Below are 14,814 nucleotides of genomic sequence, written 5' to 3' on the forward strand. Positions count from 1 at the left end.
CGAAGCATGGCAGCTCGCCGGCCGGGCCTCGACGGGCTGACGACCGATCGTGGATGCCCGAGCGTTGCGGCATCCACGATCGGTGCGTGTCGGACAGGGTTCTGCTGGTCAGCGGCGTTCGGTGCCAGGTCCCAGTCGCCGTCCGGGGTACGCACGACGGCGACCGAGCAGGCGGCGAACCCGACCGCCGTCAACACCCAGGCGAACGCGTCGAGCGGCTGGATGCCGAGGACCACGTACGCGACGAGGTGCAGCGGCTGGGAGACGATGAGCGCGATGCTCACCCAGCGGGGGATGATGCACCACAGGGCGGCACCGAGCAGGATCATGCCGACGATGTGGCGATGGAGATGACCGTCATCAGCTCGGTCCGGCCCGGGCGGACGCTGCTGGTCGTGAACAACGGCGTCTACGGCGCCCGCCACCCGCACCCGATCATCCATGCTTGATCGGCATCGGGCTCGAGCGACGTCACGGCGCCGGGCTTTAGTCCGGCCAGGACCGGGAAGACTGCGGATCCCGGCGTCGAAGGGAGACGGCAGTGGCCAAGCGACGCAAGCTCGTCCGCACCTCACCCGATCGCGTATTCGCTGTCCTGGCCGACGGCTGGACGTACGCCAGCTGGGTGGTCGGCGCGTCCCACATACGGGACGTCGACGAGGGCTGGCCTGCGGCCGGGACCCGTCTGCACCACCAGGTCGGGCCGTGGCCGCTGCACATCACGGACGTGACCTCGGTGCGGGCAGTGGTCCGGGGACAGATGCTCGAGCTGCACGCCCGGGCGTGGCCGCTCGGCGCGGCGACGGTACGGCTGGACCTCGAATCGGTCGAGGCCGGCACCCGGGTGACGCTGGCGTACGACCTCACCGAGGGGATCGGCCGGTACATCCCGCGCCGGGTCCAGGCGGCGCTGCTCGGTCCACGCAGCGCCGAGATGCTGTCCCGGCTGGCCGACATCGCCGTCCGGCGGCGGGTCCCGGCCGTCTACTGACGGGCAGCAGCCGGCAGCGAGGCGATCAGCGATAACGGCGATACGGGCATGACTCACTTCAGAAGTGACCAACAAGGTGTAGAGAACCTCGATGATCTTCTGAAGCGGTCATGCCCGTCCTGCTGCCTCCGACAAGATCGGAAATTAGCTGTCCAGCCAGATGTCACGCCAGGTGCGGTAATCGACGCCGCCGTTCCAGGCGAAGTTCTTCACCTTGGTGCTGGTCGCGTCGAGCGACTGGTAAATGTAGGTGAAGTACCAGGGCCCCGTCACGCTCAGCTCTTTCTGTGCTTCCTTGAACAGCTTCGCCCTTTCGGCGCGATCCGTCGTGGCCTTCGCCTGTTTGACCAAGCTGTCGACCTTCGGGCTGCTGTACTTCACGAAGTTGGAGCCGGCGCTGGAGACGAACAGCTTCTCGAACGAGGAGTTCGGATCGACCGAACCGCCATCCGCGAACACGATCGCGTCGAAGTCACCCTTGGCGTTCAGCGGCACGATCACGGCCGGTTCCATGACGTTGACGGTGACCGTCACGCCGACCGCCTTGAGTTGCGACTGAATCACCTGGGAGGTGCAGATGTGCTGCGTGAACGACGGAGGGGCCGTATTCAGGTTGAAGCTGAAACCGTTCGGGTATCCCGCCTCGGCGAGCAACTTCTTCGCCTCGTCGATGTTCTCGGAGAATGCGGGATCGTTGGCGCCGGCCCAGTGCGACGGCGGCAAGAATCCGCCCTTGAGCGGGACCGAGGTGCCGGGCAGGCACAGGTCCGACATCTTGGTGTTGTTCAGCGCCAGGAAGATGGCCCGCCGAACGCGATCGTCGCTGAAGGGTGCTCGCTTGGTGTTCACGAGGAGGTACTGGAAGGCGAGCGCTCCGTCGCGGCCGTAGAGCTCGTAGGACTTGTCGGCTTCGAGCACCTCGAGCGTCGCAGACGGTGCCTTGTACAGGAAGTCGATCTGGCGCGACTTGAGGGCAGCGACCCGCGCGTTCGCGTCGGCGTTGAACGAGATGTCGATGCCGTCCAGGTGCGGGGCGCCGCGCCACGAGTCCTTGACCGCGGTGAGCTTGACGCCGATGCCCTTGCGGATGCTGCTGATCGCGAACATCCCGGTGCCGACCGGGCTGGAGCCGATCGTGGCTTCCGCGCTCGGCGTCTGCATGGCTGCGGTGTAGCCGGCGAGTGTCGTGAGCAAGGACGAGTCCGGTTCGGTCAGCTTCAACACCGCCGTGTCCGGGGACGGGGTCTCGACCGCGTTGATCGCGGCGAACTGCGCCGCGTTGACCGAGCCTTTGGTGTTCTTGATGCGGTCGATGGTGTATTTGACGTCAGCGGAGGTGAACGACGAGCCGTTCGAGAACTTGACGCCGGTCTGCAGTTTGAACGTGTACGTGACACCGTCGGGAGAGATCTCCCATGACTTCGCCAGACTCGGCGTGATCTGTCCCGCCAGGTCCACCTCCGTCAGCGTGTCCATCACGGTGGTCACGATGGCCTTCACGCTGGTGGCGTTGGTCAGCACCGGGTCCCAGGTCGTCGTCGGCTCGTCGGACATCATGACCCGCAACGTGCCGCCGGCCTTGGGCGTGTTGTCGCTCCCGCTGGAGTCGCCTTTCGGGGACGTGTTCGAGCACGCGGCGATCAGCATCGCGGCGGCACCGAGTGCCGCGACAGTGGAGATTCGCCGGCCCCGTCGGAATCTCTTGGCAATCAGTCTCTGAGTCAAGTCATCTCCACAGGAGGTGGGTGCACCCGATGCTGACGGGCGCACGGGAGAGAGCGTCTGCAGCCGTCTCTGAACGGCCGGCACGTGCGTACAGCCGGGGCATACGCGGAACTGCCTGGCATCGCTGATTGATCATCGGATCTGTGCCGATGACGGTAACTACCATAACTATGGTAGTCAAGTATTACTTCTCAGTTAACTTGATCGTGGCATCGACGACGCGCTACGCGGCATTCGCGTCATGAATCCCGAACCGTCACTGGTCGCGGCAAAGCACGGCCGGGGCGCGTCGGTCCATGCGGACCGCCGCCCGAAACGGGGCCGCAACCTACCAACCCCTGGACTTAGTGTTCTCAAGTCGTTAACCTCACTTAAGCACTGGAGTCGAGTTCGCGGGTCGGGGTTGTGTTCGCGTCGTCATCGCCGCCCGCGCGTTGCAGGCGTACGGCGCAGTTCCGAAGGCCCTCGCCGGAGCGGCCCTGGCCGTGCCGGAAGACGACGTCCGATCAAAGAACCGACGAGGAGGTCGCTCCCTCATGACCCTGATGGCACGAGCCACCAGCTTCAGCAGCCGGGAGGCGAAGGCCTTCCAGGAGAAGGCCAGATCCTGGGTGCGCGAGGCTGTCGTCGGCATCGACCGCATCGATGACAGCAAGACCGACGCCGAGATCATGGCGGCACGCGTGGCGTGGGACAAGAAGCTGTACGAAGGTGGCTTCTCCTGCCTGTCCTGGCCTGCCGAATACGGCGGTGGAGGATTGGGCCCCATCGAGGACTTCCTGCTCGCCGAGGAGGCATGGAACGCCGGCGCCCCGGAAGGCCTCGCCGGCCGCGTGGGTCGCAACCTGGTGGGGCCGTGCATCATGGCCTACGGCACCCCCGAGCAGAAGGACCGGTTCCTGCCGTCGATCGTGAGCGTGGACCACCTGTGGTGCCAGGGCTTCAGCGAGCCCGACGCCGGCAGCGACCTGGCGAGCCTGCGCACCTCGGCCAAACGCGACGGGGACGCCTTCGTCATCAACGGCCAGAAGATCTGGTCCAGCTTCTCGGCGCTCGCCGACTGGTGCTTGCTGCTGTGCCGGACGGGCGACCCAGAGTCGCGCCATCACAACCTGACGATGCTCTTGGTCGACCTGAACCAGGAGGGCATCGAGGTCCGGCCCATCCGGCAGATCTCCGGCTCGAGCGAGTTCAGCGAGATCTTCTTCGACAACGCGGTCGCGGCGGCCGACTGTGTGCTGGGCGAGGAAGGCCGGGGATGGCAGGTCGCCATCAACACCCTCTCGGCCGAGCGTGGTTCCTCGACCGCGATCTTCCTCGGCAGTACCGAGCAGGAATTCAAGCTCCTCGAGACGTGCGACAACTGCCGCCGAGGGCTCGGCCATGGGGCGGACGAGCGGCTCGCCGAGTTCCGCAGCCGCCTGCACGCCACGCGGTGGCAGTCGATCCGATCCATCGAGCAGATGGCGTCCGGTCGCGAGGCCAATCGCTCCTACAGCGTGCTGAAGATCGCCATGAGTGAACTGTCCCAGGAGCTGAGCCAGGCCGGTGTCGAAAGTGCCTGTGACACGCACTTCGCCCACTGGCGGCGGCAGTACATGACGACCCGCCAGCAATCGATCGGCGCCGGCACCAACGAGATCAACCGCACCGTCCTGGCGGAGCGGGTGCTGAATGTTCCCAGGTGATCGTTGCGTCAACGACCATGACCGATCAACGTGGAGAGGTTGACTCATGACAGCGACCGTCAAGGTGCTGCCGTCCGACGACGCCGTCGACGCCGTCGAAGGCCTTGAGAAGCTCGTGCGCGGTCGCGTGCCCGACCCCGCTCACCAGCCACCCGGCGACGAGTTCTTCCGCGGTGACTTCTCGACGTTGTGGTCTTCGTTGGTGGACAACGGCTGGACCGGACTCGCCGCGCCCGGCCAGTCACGAACGGGCGACGCCGAGGGCCTGGACATCGTCGACCTGCTCGCGGTCGCCGAGATGTGGGGCCGTTACCTCGTTCCATTGCCGTTCCTGCCCAGCCTGATCACCTCCCGCTGGTCGGATGCCGGCTCCTCGACCGGTGCCGGCGCGACCTTCGCGCTGTGGAGCGACCACTACGGGTACGCGATCAGCCCGTTCGGCGGCGTCGACGGAGTCCGCTGCGTCGCTCAGGTGCCCGGTGGCGCGGGAGACGTGGCGATGGAAGCGCCGCGGCTCGACCTCAGCGCTCCGTCACTGCCCGTGGCCCGGGCCGTTGCCCCGTCGTCGATCGGAGCGGACGTCCGCCGAGAGGTCGCGGCGCTCGCGCTCGCCGAGGCCGTCGGCGCCGTGACGGTCACCCTCGAGCGCGCCATCGCCTACGCCGGCGTCCGTGTCCAGTTCGGCAAGCCGATCGGCTCACAACAGGCGGTGAAGCACCACCTCGCCAACATGCACATCGCCAACGAGTTGGCGCGCAGCACCAGCCTCAGCATGCTCTACGCCGACGGCGCAGACCTGCCCGGCCTGGTACGCAACGGCTTCGGCTACTGCTCGACGGTGTGGCAGACCTCGGTGCAGGTGCATGGCGGCATCGGGTTCACGTGGGAAGCGGGTCTGCACTTCTACGAGCGCCACGTGCTGGCGCTGCGGGCGCTGGCTGTCGCCGCGGTGCAGACCGGGGACGGTTCCGCATGAGTGCGGTGGCGATCGTCGGGGCCTCCGCGGGCAGCTTCTGGACGCTCTGGCTCACCCGGAACCTGCGCAGGTTCGGCTACCAGGGAGAGATCTACGGCGTCAACAAGCGCAGGAGCGAGTTGAGCATTCCCCTGGTGGAGTCGCTGTCCGACGTTCCCCTTCCCATCGACGCCGTCGTCGTCGCGGTCCGGGCCTCGGCCTGCCCCGCGGTGGTCGAGGAGGCAGCGCGGCTCGGCGTCCAGGACATCGCGGTTGTGTCCAACGGCTTCGCCGAGACCGGTGACGAGGCGGGCATCGCACTGGAGCAGCAGCTCCACGACCTCGGAAAGCGGTACGGCGTCCGGGTCTACGGGCCGAACGGCATCGGATTCGCCGACTTCGCCAAGGGGCTGTGTGTCCTCGGCGGACCCATCCCACACGGCCTGCGGGCCGGCGACGTGGACGTGATCTCCCAGAGCGGGTCGCTGCTGCTCATGATGCTCGAGGCGCTCAGTGTCGAGGACTGCGGCGTCGACCTGGCCATTTCTTTGGGCAATGGAGCGTCCATCGACTTCGCCCGGGCGGTCGAGCTGTGTCTCGACCGCCCCACGGGAGACGTCATCTGCGGCTATCTGGAGAACATCGCCGGCTTTCGGGACGAACAGGACGTCGACAGGCTGGGCCGTGTACTCGACCGGGCGGCCGCGGCCGGCAGGCGTGTCGCTGTCGTCAAGCTCGGCAGATCAGCGACGGGTCTGCAGGTGGCGGCGGCGCACACGGCAGCGATCGCCGGCGACCAGGTCGCGGTCTCGGCGTTCCTGAACCGCCACGACGTCATGGTGGCGGACGACATCGACGAACTCGCCAGATACGTGCATCTGGCCCGGAGGTTGAAGAAGGCCAGGCGCGGACCCGGTACCGGTGCTGCCGTGATCGGCGGCTCAGGTGGCACGGCGGGTCTCGTGGCCGACATCGCCGGCGCAGCAGGACTGCGGCTGCCGGGGTTCGACACCGAGACGTCGGACGTCCTGGCCGCGGTGGCAGGGCCTGGGTCGTTCATCACCAACCCCATCGACCTCACGGCCATGCCGAAGGATCGCGACGCGGTCGAGCGTGCCTATCAAGCGGTGTACGAGGACGCGAACGTCGGTGTGGTCCTCGTACCGTTCAGCACCTCCTTCCCCCTGGGCGATGGTGACGGCCAGGACCTGCACCGGGTGAATCTGACGATGCACGCACGTCTTGCGGCACGCACCGGAGTCCCGGCCGTGATCGCATCGGTCGTCACTCAGGAGTGGACCGAATGGACCCGGCAGTTCACGCAGACCCACGGCGATGATGTCGTTCTGGTCCGTGGCATCGGCGCGACCGTACGCGCGCTCGCGGCACTGTACCCGGCGACCGGCGCGGCCACGACCGACGCCCCGCCACCGTCGGGAACACCGCAGACGCCGTCAGGCATCGAGCTCGGCGACGTCCTCAACATCGTCGCCGGCCGCCGGATCCTGCAGGAGCTCGGTATCGGTGTGACGAACGGTGCGGTCGTCCGCAACGCCGAGGAGGCCGCCGCAGCGGCCGACTCCCTTCGCCGGCCCATCGTGGCGAAGGCAGCCGTCGACGGCCTGGCGCACAAGGCTCGGTACGGGCTGGTCAAGTTGGGTTTGACCAACGCGGCGGACGTCGCCGAGGCATCGACGGAGATCCTCGACATCCTGCGGAACGCGCAGGTGCCCGAGGACGCGATCGCCGGGGTGCTGCTCGAGGAGATGACCTGGGGTCAGGAGCTGTTCATCGGGTTGCGACGCGCACCGATCATCGGCCCGATGGTGGTCGTGGGGGTCGGCGGTTACGAGCCGGAGACCCGCAAGGAACAGATCACCGCCCTCACGCCGCTCACCGGGGCTGACCACGACGCGGTGCGGTTGTTCCTGCACCAGCGTTGCCACCTGACGCCGAAGGCGAGCGAGAAGGTGCTCGCCGTCCTGTCGACCCTGATCACCAGCTTCGTCGGCGGGGAGCTTGCTTCCCGGGAGCTGATCGAGATCAACCCGCTGATCGTGACGCCGGACGACGTGCTGGCCGCAGACATCGTCGTGGATTGACGAGCCCAGGAGCAGCAACGATGCGAATCACCGACTCTCAGATCCATCTCCACCGACCAGGGCAGGAGACGCGAGCCGCCAAGGTCGGCCAGCGCTTCCTGCAGGCCCACGAGGCCCTCAGGGAGATGGACGAAGCGGGCGTCAACCGCGCCGTCATCGTCGCCGGCGCAACCGAGAGCAACGAGGTCGCGCTCGCCGCGGCGGCGGCGCATCCGGACCGCTTCGCGGTCATGGGCGCCGTCAACCTCAGCAAGCCCGAGAGCCGGGAGATGATCAAGACCTGGACGTCGCACCCGGGGATGCGGGGGATCCGGCTCAGCTTCCCGCCCTGGCGCGAGGTCTCGTGGCTGAGTGACGGGACCGCCGACTGGATCTGGCCGGCGGCGGGAGCCCTCGGAATCCCGATCATGCTGTGGCCCCCTGATCAGCTCGAACATCTGGCACGAGTGGCCCAGACCTGGCCGCAGACGAAGCTCATCGTCGACCACCTGGGCCTTTACGTCGACGTCACTGATGACGAGGTCACCGCAAAGATCCGCCCACTCATCGATCTCGCGAAGTATCCGAACGTGTCGGTGAAACTCTCGGCGTTGCCGTGTCACAGCACGCAGGCGTACCCGTACCACAACCTTCATCAGCCCATCCGTGACGTCATCGAGGCCTTCGGTGCCAGGCGCGCGTACTGGGGGACGGATCTGACCCGCCTCAGGGGGACCTACCGCGAAGCCGTCACGATGTTCACCGAGGAGCTCGGCTTCCTGTCCGACGAGGATCTCGAGTGGGTCATGGGCCGGGGCATCTCTTCCATCCTGGGCTGGGAGTGACCGTGGGCACGGACGTGCTGGCTGACGTCGCGGCGCGCGAAGGGTGGTGCGCGGGCCCATGGTGACCCTCATCGTCCGGCGGCTCCTCGGGATGATCCCGATCATCCTCGGCGTCGCTGTCGTGACGTTCTTCCTCGTCCGGGTCGTGCCCGGCGACCCGGTCGGCGAGATCCTCGGCGAGAACTACGATCCGGCCGTGGCCGCGGACCTCCGCGAGAAGCTGGGCCTCGACGCGCCGTTGGCGACCCAGTTCTGGGAGTGGCTACGGGATCTTGCGACCGGGAATCTCGGCACCTCGATCCGGTCGGAGCTGCCGGTGACGACGGAGATCGCCACCGCCTTCCCGTACACGCTCAAACTCTCGGTGGGTGCGTTGACACTCGCCATGATCTTCGCGATCCCGCTCGGGGTGCTCGCCGCCCGCCGGCGCGACAAGCCCGCCGATCTGCTCGCGCGCGCGTTCGCCGTCGTGGGCATCTCGGTGCCCACGTTCGTGGTCGGCATCCTGCTGATCCTGCTCTTCGCCGTGCAACTGCAGGTGCTGCCGTCCAGTGGGGTGGCACCCGAGGGCAGCGGCATCGTGGAGCAGCTGCGATATCTCTGCCTCCCGGTGGTGACGCTGTCGATCGCCATGATGGTCGTGACATTGAAGATGACGAGATCGTCCTATCTCGAAGTCGCCAAGCAGGACTTCATCAGGACCGCTCTGGCGAAGGGCGTGCGCCGGCGCAGAGTCACCACCCATCATGCGCTGCGCACCGCGCTCCTTCCCGTCGTCACGTCGGTCGGCATCGAAATCGGCTACCTGCTCGGTGGGACCGTGGTCGTCGAGACGGTGTTCTCGCAGCCGGGAGTGGGCAGCCTGCTGCTGCGCGCGATCGGTCAACGCGACTATCCCATGGTGACCGGGACGGTCATGTTCCTCGCGCTCGTGTTCGTTCTGGCGAATCTGCTCAGCGACGTGCTGTACATCGTCGTGGATCCGAGGTTGCGTCGTGCCTGACACCTCGACACGCACCCGTCGCCCCTTCCGGACAACGGCCCTCGGCGCCTTCCTGCTGCGGCTCTTCCGCCACCGGGTCGGGTTCGCCGCCGCGATCGTCGTCCTCCTGATCACACTGGCGGCGGTGTTCGCCCCACTCATCGCGCAGTACCCACCGAACGACATCGACGCCGACGCCCGCCTCGCCAACCCCGGCGGTTCGCACTGGTTCGGTGCCGATTCGCTGGGCCGTGACCTGTTCTCCAGGTTGCTGTACGGCGCCCGGATCTCCCTGCTGGTCGGCCTGGTCTCGGTGTCGTTGTCGGCGGTGATCGGCACCCTGCTCGGGGTCATCGCCGGCTATTACTCCGGATGGCGCGACAACGCCGTCATGCGATTCATGGACGTGCTCTTCGCCTACCCCGCCATCCTGCTGGCACTGCTGATGATCGCGGTCCTGGGCCAATCGACGAGCAACGTCATCATCGCGATCACCATCGTGTTCATCCCGGGATTCGCACGCGTCGCCCGAGCACCTGCGTTGAGTGTGATGACGCAACCGTACATCGAGGTGCTGCGCTGCGCGGGAGCCAGCGACCGCAGGATGATTCTGCGTCATGTCGTGCCCAACGTCCTTGCGCCGGTCCTGGTGCAGTTCACGGTGAACCTGTCGTACGCCATCCTGATCGAGGCGTCGTTGAGCTATCTCGGCGTCGGCATCAAACCTCCGAACCCGTCGTGGGGAAACATCATCAGCGACGGCCAGCAGTTCATGCTGGTCTCGCCGGGGCAGGTGGCCTTCGCCTCGGCAGTTCTCCTGATCACTATCGGGGCCTTCAACCTGCTGGGTGACGCATTGCGAGACATCACTGATCCGCGAGAACGGCGGTCGTCATGACGGCCAACGGCTCCGGCGCAGCACTGGAGGTCTCGGATCTCGTGGTGCAGATCCAGACCAGCAGCGGCGTGATCCAACCGGTCAACGCCGTCAACTTCGCGGTACAGCCCGGCGAGACGCTCTGCATCGTCGGCGAGTCGGGATGCGGGAAGTCGACCACGGCGCTCGCCGTGATGCGTCTGCTCGCCGACCAGGCAAGGATCACCGGCGGCAGCGTGCGGCTCGCCGGCCGCGAGCTGCTGACACTGAACAGCCGCGAGATGGAGGATGTCCGGGGCAAGGAGATCGGCATGATCTTCCAGAACCCGATGAGTTCCCTGAATCCGGTGCTCACGATCGGCGACCAGATCGGTGAGGCGTTGAGCCGGCACACCGGCTTGCGCCGTCAGGACGTCATTGATCGCACGCTCGAAGTGCTCAGTACGGTCGGCCTGCCGATGACCAGGCGCCGCCTCGGCGCGTACCCGCACCAACTCTCCGGCGGCATGCGCCAGCGCGTCATGATCGCCATGGCGCTGAGCTGCAACCCGTCGGTGCTCATCGCCGATGAGCCGACGACCGCGCTGGACGTGACGATCCAGGCCCAGATCCTCGAGCTGTTGCGCGAGCAGGCCGCCGACAGGGACATGGCGCTGGTCCTGGTGACGCACGATCTCGGGGTGGTCGCGCAGATCGCCGACCGGGTCGCCGTCATGTATTCGGGCCGGGTCGTCGAGGAGGGCCCGGTGGACGACCTCTTCGCCAGGCCCGCGCATCCCTACACCCGCGGCCTGCTGCAGTGTGTGCCCAACGTCGCCGGCCCGACGGCTGAGACGCTCTATGCGATTCCGGGCGAGCCGCCTGAGATGCGAGCCGGTGCGGCGGGCTGCCCGTTCGAGCCGCGCTGTTCCGCGCGGGTCGCGCGTTGCAAGACCGACGATCCAGCACTCGAGGTGATCGACGGCGCGCGCCGTTCGCACCGGGCGGCATGCTGGAGCAAACAGACCACGCCGCTGGTCGCCGGGCGGCCGACGGATTACACGGCCGACGGGTCCGGGAGCAAGCAGCTATGAGCATTCCACACGACCACCCGCCGATGACCGCTGCGGAGCCGCTCACGGCCGGTCGTGACATCCACGTGCACTTCGCCAGACGGTCCTTGCTCGGCCGTAGCGCGCCGGCTGCCCGCGCGCTCAACGGGGTCGATCTGGACGTGTTCCGCGGCGAGACCGTCGGCCTTGTCGGTGAGTCCGGCTGCGGAAAGTCGACGCTCGGGCGGGTGATGCTGTTGCTGCAGAAGGTCACCAGTGGCCGGGTCATCTTCCAGAACCGTGACGTCGCCGGCCTGGACCGCCGGGAACTCAGGAAGGTGCGCCCGCATATGCAGCTGGTGCACCAGGATCCGTATTCGAGCTTCGACCCGCGCAAGCCGGTCGGATTCTCGTTGCGCGAACCGCTGGACATCCACGAGATCGGTGACCCCCACTCGCGCACCCAGCTGGTCCAGCGTCTGATCGCAGAAGTCGGGCTCAACGAACGCCACCTCGATCGATTCCCGCACGAGCTGTCCGGCGGACAGTTGCAACGAGTGTCGATCGCGCGTGCGTTCGCGCTGAACCCGAAACTGATCGTGCTGGACGAGGCCGTATCGGCGCTCGACGTCAGCGTCCGGGCACAGATCCTGAACCTGCTGGTGAGACTGCGCGCCGAGCATGACAGCTCGTACCTGTTCATCTCCCACGATCTCGGCGTCGTCCGGCACATCGCGCAGCGCGTGGTGGTCATGTATCTGGGCCGGGTCATGGAGGTCGCCCCCAAGGAGCAATTCTTCAGCGGGCCTGCGCACCCCTACTCGCAGGCGTTGCTCTCGGCAGTGCCCATCGCGAATCCTGTCCTGGAGCGCCGCCGCGAACGCATCGTGCTGGCCGGGGAGTTGCCGGACCCCGACAAGCCCGTGTCCGGCTGCCCGTTCAACCCTCGGTGTTTCGTTCGCGCGGCGCTCGGCAACCCTGACAAGTGCACGACGCAGACGCCGGTCCTGCACCAGATCGCCAGCGGTCACACGGTTGCGTGCCACTTCGCCGATGCAGCGCAGGCCGGCGCCGAGCAGCTCACCCGCATCGGTGCCGTGCAGCCGTGACCGGCGGCCTCGGCGTCCGCCAGGCCCGCACCGGCACCGGTCCCGCCGGTGCCGTCTTGCCGTGCGACACCGCCGTCGACAGGCATCGGAGACCGGCCTGGCGCCGACCGGCCAGCAGACACTCCTGACGGCGGCCTGCGCGCGCTGTGATCCAGGCACCATTGCGGAGCCAACCTTTGGCGGAGTCGTGCGTCTATCGCTGCGAAAGCCCTGCCTCACCCACTGGAGTGCTGTGATGCGCCTGAAGGTCCGTTCCGTCGCGTACGTCGTGTGCGCGGCTACCGTCGGCGCTGGAGCAGCTGCGCAGACCATCCAGCAGCTGGTCGCCGCCGCCCACGGCGGAGCCGAGGCCGCGATCGGGCCTCCCCGGACGACGACTGGACCCGGCGGGTCAGCGGCACCGGGCCACTCGAGTCGCTGACCGCCGACGGCGTCGCAGACAGAATCCGGGCCGTGCGGAAGGCGGTCGAGCAGGACCGCTGGTCGCTGCGGTCCGTCGTGGAGATCGGGCTGCCGGCCGGATGCTTCACCGAACCGGGTGGCACCGGCGTCCGCATCATGGACCTGCCCGGCGTGTCCGCCACCAACGCCGCCGAGGACCGCCACGCGCGGCACCTGATCGACACCTGGATCAATGTGTCGGACCTCGTCATTCTCGTCACCCGCGTGGACCGGCTCAGCCCGCTGCGGCCGTCGGCCCTGCGGGTGCAGGCGCTGCGCAACTGGCCGCGGCAATTGGGCCGGTTACGGGTCGTACTCACCCACACCTACTCCGACCAGGAAACTCTGACCTGGATGGAGCAGCAGCGCCGCGGTCGAACTGCTGCGGCCGGCCGCCGCGACGGTACCTGGTGCCGCCGCCGACCTCGCGACGGCGTTGAACAACCTGGCGACGCACCGCTCGAACCGCGGAGACCGGACCGGCGCCCTGTCCGCCGCCGACGAATCGGTGCGCTGGTACCGGGCCCTCGCAGCCGGCGCACCGGCGCGCTTCACCCGTGACCTCGCCACGGCGGTGGCGAACCTGGCGACCATGGAGGCCGCCGCCGGCCGGTACCCGGCGGCGCTGCAAACAGCGCAAGCAGCGGTCGATCTGACCGTGTCGGCCGGCTCCCGCCCGGACGACCTGGCCACCGCGTTGATCGGGCTGGCCAACCGGCAGGGCGAGCACGGCATGCTCAGCGCAGCGACCGCAACCATCCAGCACGCGGTGGACATCTACCGCCGGCTGGCCGCCACCCACCCGCGCGCGTACCTTCCCGCGCTCGCGCTGGCGTTGAACAACGTCGCCGACCGGATGCACGCCACCGGCGATGTCGGCGGGCCACGACCGCGATGGCGGAATCCGTTGCCTTGTACCGTCAGCTGTCCGCCGAGCACCCCGGACGATACCGGCGCAAGCTGGCCACCACACTCAACCACTGGTCGATGCTGGCTCGCCGACAACAACCGGCACGCCGACGCCGCCGGCGTGCTGCGCGACGCCGCGACCCGCCTCGACGCGACCGACAGTCCACCGGCCGCCGTCGGGCAGGACGAACCGGCCCAGCGCGTGCGCGTCGCCGACCGGCCAGGCGGGCCACGCAACCGTAGACACGCGCCGATGCTAACGTCGGCCGGTATCGGGCCGCCCCGGCCGACATTCCGCCGTTCGGTCACCTCGACGCATCGATCGCATTGCCGCCGCCGACATGGATCGGTAGAAATGTTGACCGGTGCGTGTGCCGGTCGGCTCGAACACGTACGGTGTCCTCCTGCCGATGAACCGCGAATCACCGGGGGACTGATGCCGAAACTGTTGTCGAGCGGCAAGACCTGGACGGCATTTCTGATCTGGCTGCTGGCCGGTGTCGGACTGGGTCTGGTGACGATCCTGCTGTACGCGGCTGGCCACGCCGACCACGGCGCGGTCATGGCGATCGGGGTGGCCGTCACCGCGGCTGCGATGCTCACTGGCGGCGTCACCGGGTTCATCTTCGGGGTGCCGAAGATGCTCGGCCACGCCGCCGCCGAACAGCGCACAGCCGCGAACGAACCTTTGCCGGACGTGCCGCCCGGCGGGTCGAGACCGCAGTCGTGGATCATCGGCAACACGAACCTGGAACAGATCAGCGACTGGCTGACGAAGATCCTGGTCGGCGTCGGACTGACCCAGTTCGCGGCGATCGCATCGTTCGGCGGCCGGGTGGTCGACTCGGTCGCGCCCGCCCTCGGCGGCGGCCCGGCCGCGAAGGTCTTCGCCGGCGCGCTGCTCGTCTACGCGATCGGATTCGGGTTCGTGACGGGCTGGCTGTACACGCGGCTGCTCCTCGGCGGCGCGATGGCCGCGGCGGACCGCCGCGCGATGGCGAGAACGTTGATCACCGCGGCGCAGTCCGCGCAGCAGGCCGGCGACAATGTCACCGCCCGCCACCTCCGCGAGCAGGCCATGGACCTGCTCGACCAGGAAGCCTCCCCGGCTGCGGTCGGGGACACCCCGCCTGGCGGTGCGGCGGTCACCGAGCCGCGGGGTTAGCGGCAGGCTGGCGCA

At 67.8% G+C, this 14,814-nt stretch carries 13 protein-coding genes; 12 read left to right on the forward strand and 1 reads right to left on the reverse strand.

Translation table 11 applies throughout. The features are described 5' to 3' along the window. Positions 1-53 precede the first annotated feature (53 nt). Complete coding sequence (locus AB0H83_RS29070; protein WP_360099944.1) at positions 54-449, forward strand: hypothetical protein; 396 nt, start codon at positions 54-56, stop codon at positions 447-449. A 92-nt stretch (positions 450-541) separates the two neighbouring features. Further along, entirely contained in the window at positions 542-991 is a 450-nt protein-coding gene (locus tag AB0H83_RS29075) for an SRPBCC family protein (protein WP_360099946.1), read from the forward strand. 144 nt (positions 992-1,135) lie between these two features. On the opposite strand, the gene AB0H83_RS29080 is transcribed toward AB0H83_RS29075, so the two are convergent. Further along, positions 1,136-2,638 (reverse strand): ABC transporter substrate-binding protein, encoded by a 1,503-nt coding sequence (locus AB0H83_RS29080; protein ID WP_360099948.1) that lies wholly within the window; start codon positions 2,636-2,638, stop codon positions 1,136-1,138. Between the two features lie 614 nt (positions 2,639-3,252). On the opposite strand from AB0H83_RS29080, the gene AB0H83_RS29085 reads away from it, so the two are divergent. The 10 genes from AB0H83_RS29085 (at position 3,253) to AB0H83_RS29130 (ending at position 14,799) form a co-directional block, all read left to right on the forward strand. Then, a complete protein-coding gene (locus AB0H83_RS29085) occupies positions 3,253-4,404 on the forward strand; it encodes an acyl-CoA dehydrogenase family protein (RefSeq protein ID WP_360099950.1) in 1,152 nt (383 codons plus the stop codon). A gap of 46 nt (positions 4,405-4,450) precedes the next feature. After that, a complete protein-coding gene (locus AB0H83_RS29090; protein WP_360099952.1) occupies positions 4,451-5,380 on the forward strand; it encodes an acyl-CoA dehydrogenase family protein in 930 nt (309 codons plus the stop codon). Further along, on the forward strand, positions 5,377-7,461 hold the full coding sequence (locus AB0H83_RS29095; RefSeq protein ID WP_360100096.1) for an acetate--CoA ligase family protein: 2,085 nt from the start codon (positions 5,377-5,379) through the stop codon (positions 7,459-7,461). The genes AB0H83_RS29090 and AB0H83_RS29095 overlap by 4 nt, the downstream gene beginning before the upstream one ends. Positions 7,462-7,481: 20 nt before the next feature. Next, the gene (locus AB0H83_RS29100) at positions 7,482-8,285 is read left to right on the forward strand and encodes an amidohydrolase family protein (RefSeq protein ID WP_360099954.1); all 804 of its coding nucleotides are present in this window, start codon (positions 7,482-7,484) and stop codon (positions 8,283-8,285) included. Positions 8,286-8,343: 58 nt separating this feature from the next. Then, positions 8,344-9,288 carry an ABC transporter permease gene (locus AB0H83_RS29105; RefSeq protein WP_360099956.1) on the forward strand — a complete coding sequence of 315 codons (945 nt, stop codon included), beginning with the start codon at positions 8,344-8,346 and terminating at the stop codon, positions 9,286-9,288. Then, a complete protein-coding gene (locus tag AB0H83_RS29110) occupies positions 9,281-10,165 on the forward strand; it encodes an ABC transporter permease (RefSeq protein ID WP_360099958.1) in 885 nt (294 codons plus the stop codon). Before AB0H83_RS29105 ends, AB0H83_RS29110 begins: the two co-directional genes overlap by 8 nt. Next, positions 10,162-11,217 (forward strand): ABC transporter ATP-binding protein, encoded by a 1,056-nt coding sequence (locus AB0H83_RS29115; RefSeq protein WP_360099960.1) that lies wholly within the window; start codon positions 10,162-10,164, stop codon positions 11,215-11,217. Before AB0H83_RS29110 ends, AB0H83_RS29115 begins: the two co-directional genes overlap by 4 nt. Positions 11,218-11,240: 23 nt before the next feature. Next, entirely contained in the window at positions 11,241-12,284 is a 1,044-nt protein-coding gene (locus AB0H83_RS29120; RefSeq protein WP_360099962.1) for an oligopeptide/dipeptide ABC transporter ATP-binding protein, read from the forward strand. 453 nt (positions 12,285-12,737) lie between these two features. Further along, the gene (locus AB0H83_RS29125; RefSeq protein ID WP_360099964.1) at positions 12,738-13,286 is read left to right on the forward strand and encodes a hypothetical protein; all 549 of its coding nucleotides are present in this window, start codon (positions 12,738-12,740) and stop codon (positions 13,284-13,286) included. Positions 13,287-13,422: 136 nt separating this feature from the next. Then, positions 13,423-14,799: a hypothetical protein gene (locus AB0H83_RS29130; RefSeq protein WP_360099966.1), complete on the forward strand. Its 1,377-nt coding sequence runs from the start codon at positions 13,423-13,425 to the stop codon at positions 14,797-14,799. Positions 14,800-14,814: the final 15 nt, after the last annotated feature.

The organism is Dactylosporangium sp. NPDC050688 (genome assembly GCF_040654515.1).
Taxonomy (GTDB): domain Bacteria; phylum Actinomycetota; class Actinomycetes; order Mycobacteriales; family Micromonosporaceae; genus Dactylosporangium.

What these genes read in the sequence shown, in the direction of transcription:
- AB0H83_RS29100 (WP_360099954.1), top strand. Translation starts at nt 7,482, where the DNA reads ATGCGAATCACCGACTCTCAGATCCATCTCCACCGACCAGGGCAGGAG.
- AB0H83_RS29095 (WP_360100096.1), top strand. Translation starts at nt 5,377, where the DNA reads ATGAGTGCGGTGGCGATCGTCGGGGCCTCCGCGGGCAGCTTCTGGACG.
- AB0H83_RS29080 (WP_360099948.1), bottom strand. Translation starts at nt 2,638, where the DNA reads ATGCTGATCGCCGCGTGCTCGAACACGTCCCCGAAAGGCGACTCCAGC.
- AB0H83_RS29085 (WP_360099950.1), top strand. Translation starts at nt 3,253, where the DNA reads ATGACCCTGATGGCACGAGCCACCAGCTTCAGCAGCCGGGAGGCGAAG.
- AB0H83_RS29070 (WP_360099944.1), top strand. Translation starts at nt 54, where the DNA reads ATGCCCGAGCGTTGCGGCATCCACGATCGGTGCGTGTCGGACAGGGTT.
- AB0H83_RS29090 (WP_360099952.1), top strand. Translation starts at nt 4,451, where the DNA reads ATGACAGCGACCGTCAAGGTGCTGCCGTCCGACGACGCCGTCGACGCC.
- AB0H83_RS29115 (WP_360099960.1), top strand. Translation starts at nt 10,162, where the DNA reads ATGACGGCCAACGGCTCCGGCGCAGCACTGGAGGTCTCGGATCTCGTG.
- AB0H83_RS29105 (WP_360099956.1), top strand. Translation starts at nt 8,344, where the DNA reads ATGGTGACCCTCATCGTCCGGCGGCTCCTCGGGATGATCCCGATCATC.
- AB0H83_RS29120 (WP_360099962.1), top strand. Translation starts at nt 11,241, where the DNA reads ATGACCGCTGCGGAGCCGCTCACGGCCGGTCGTGACATCCACGTGCAC.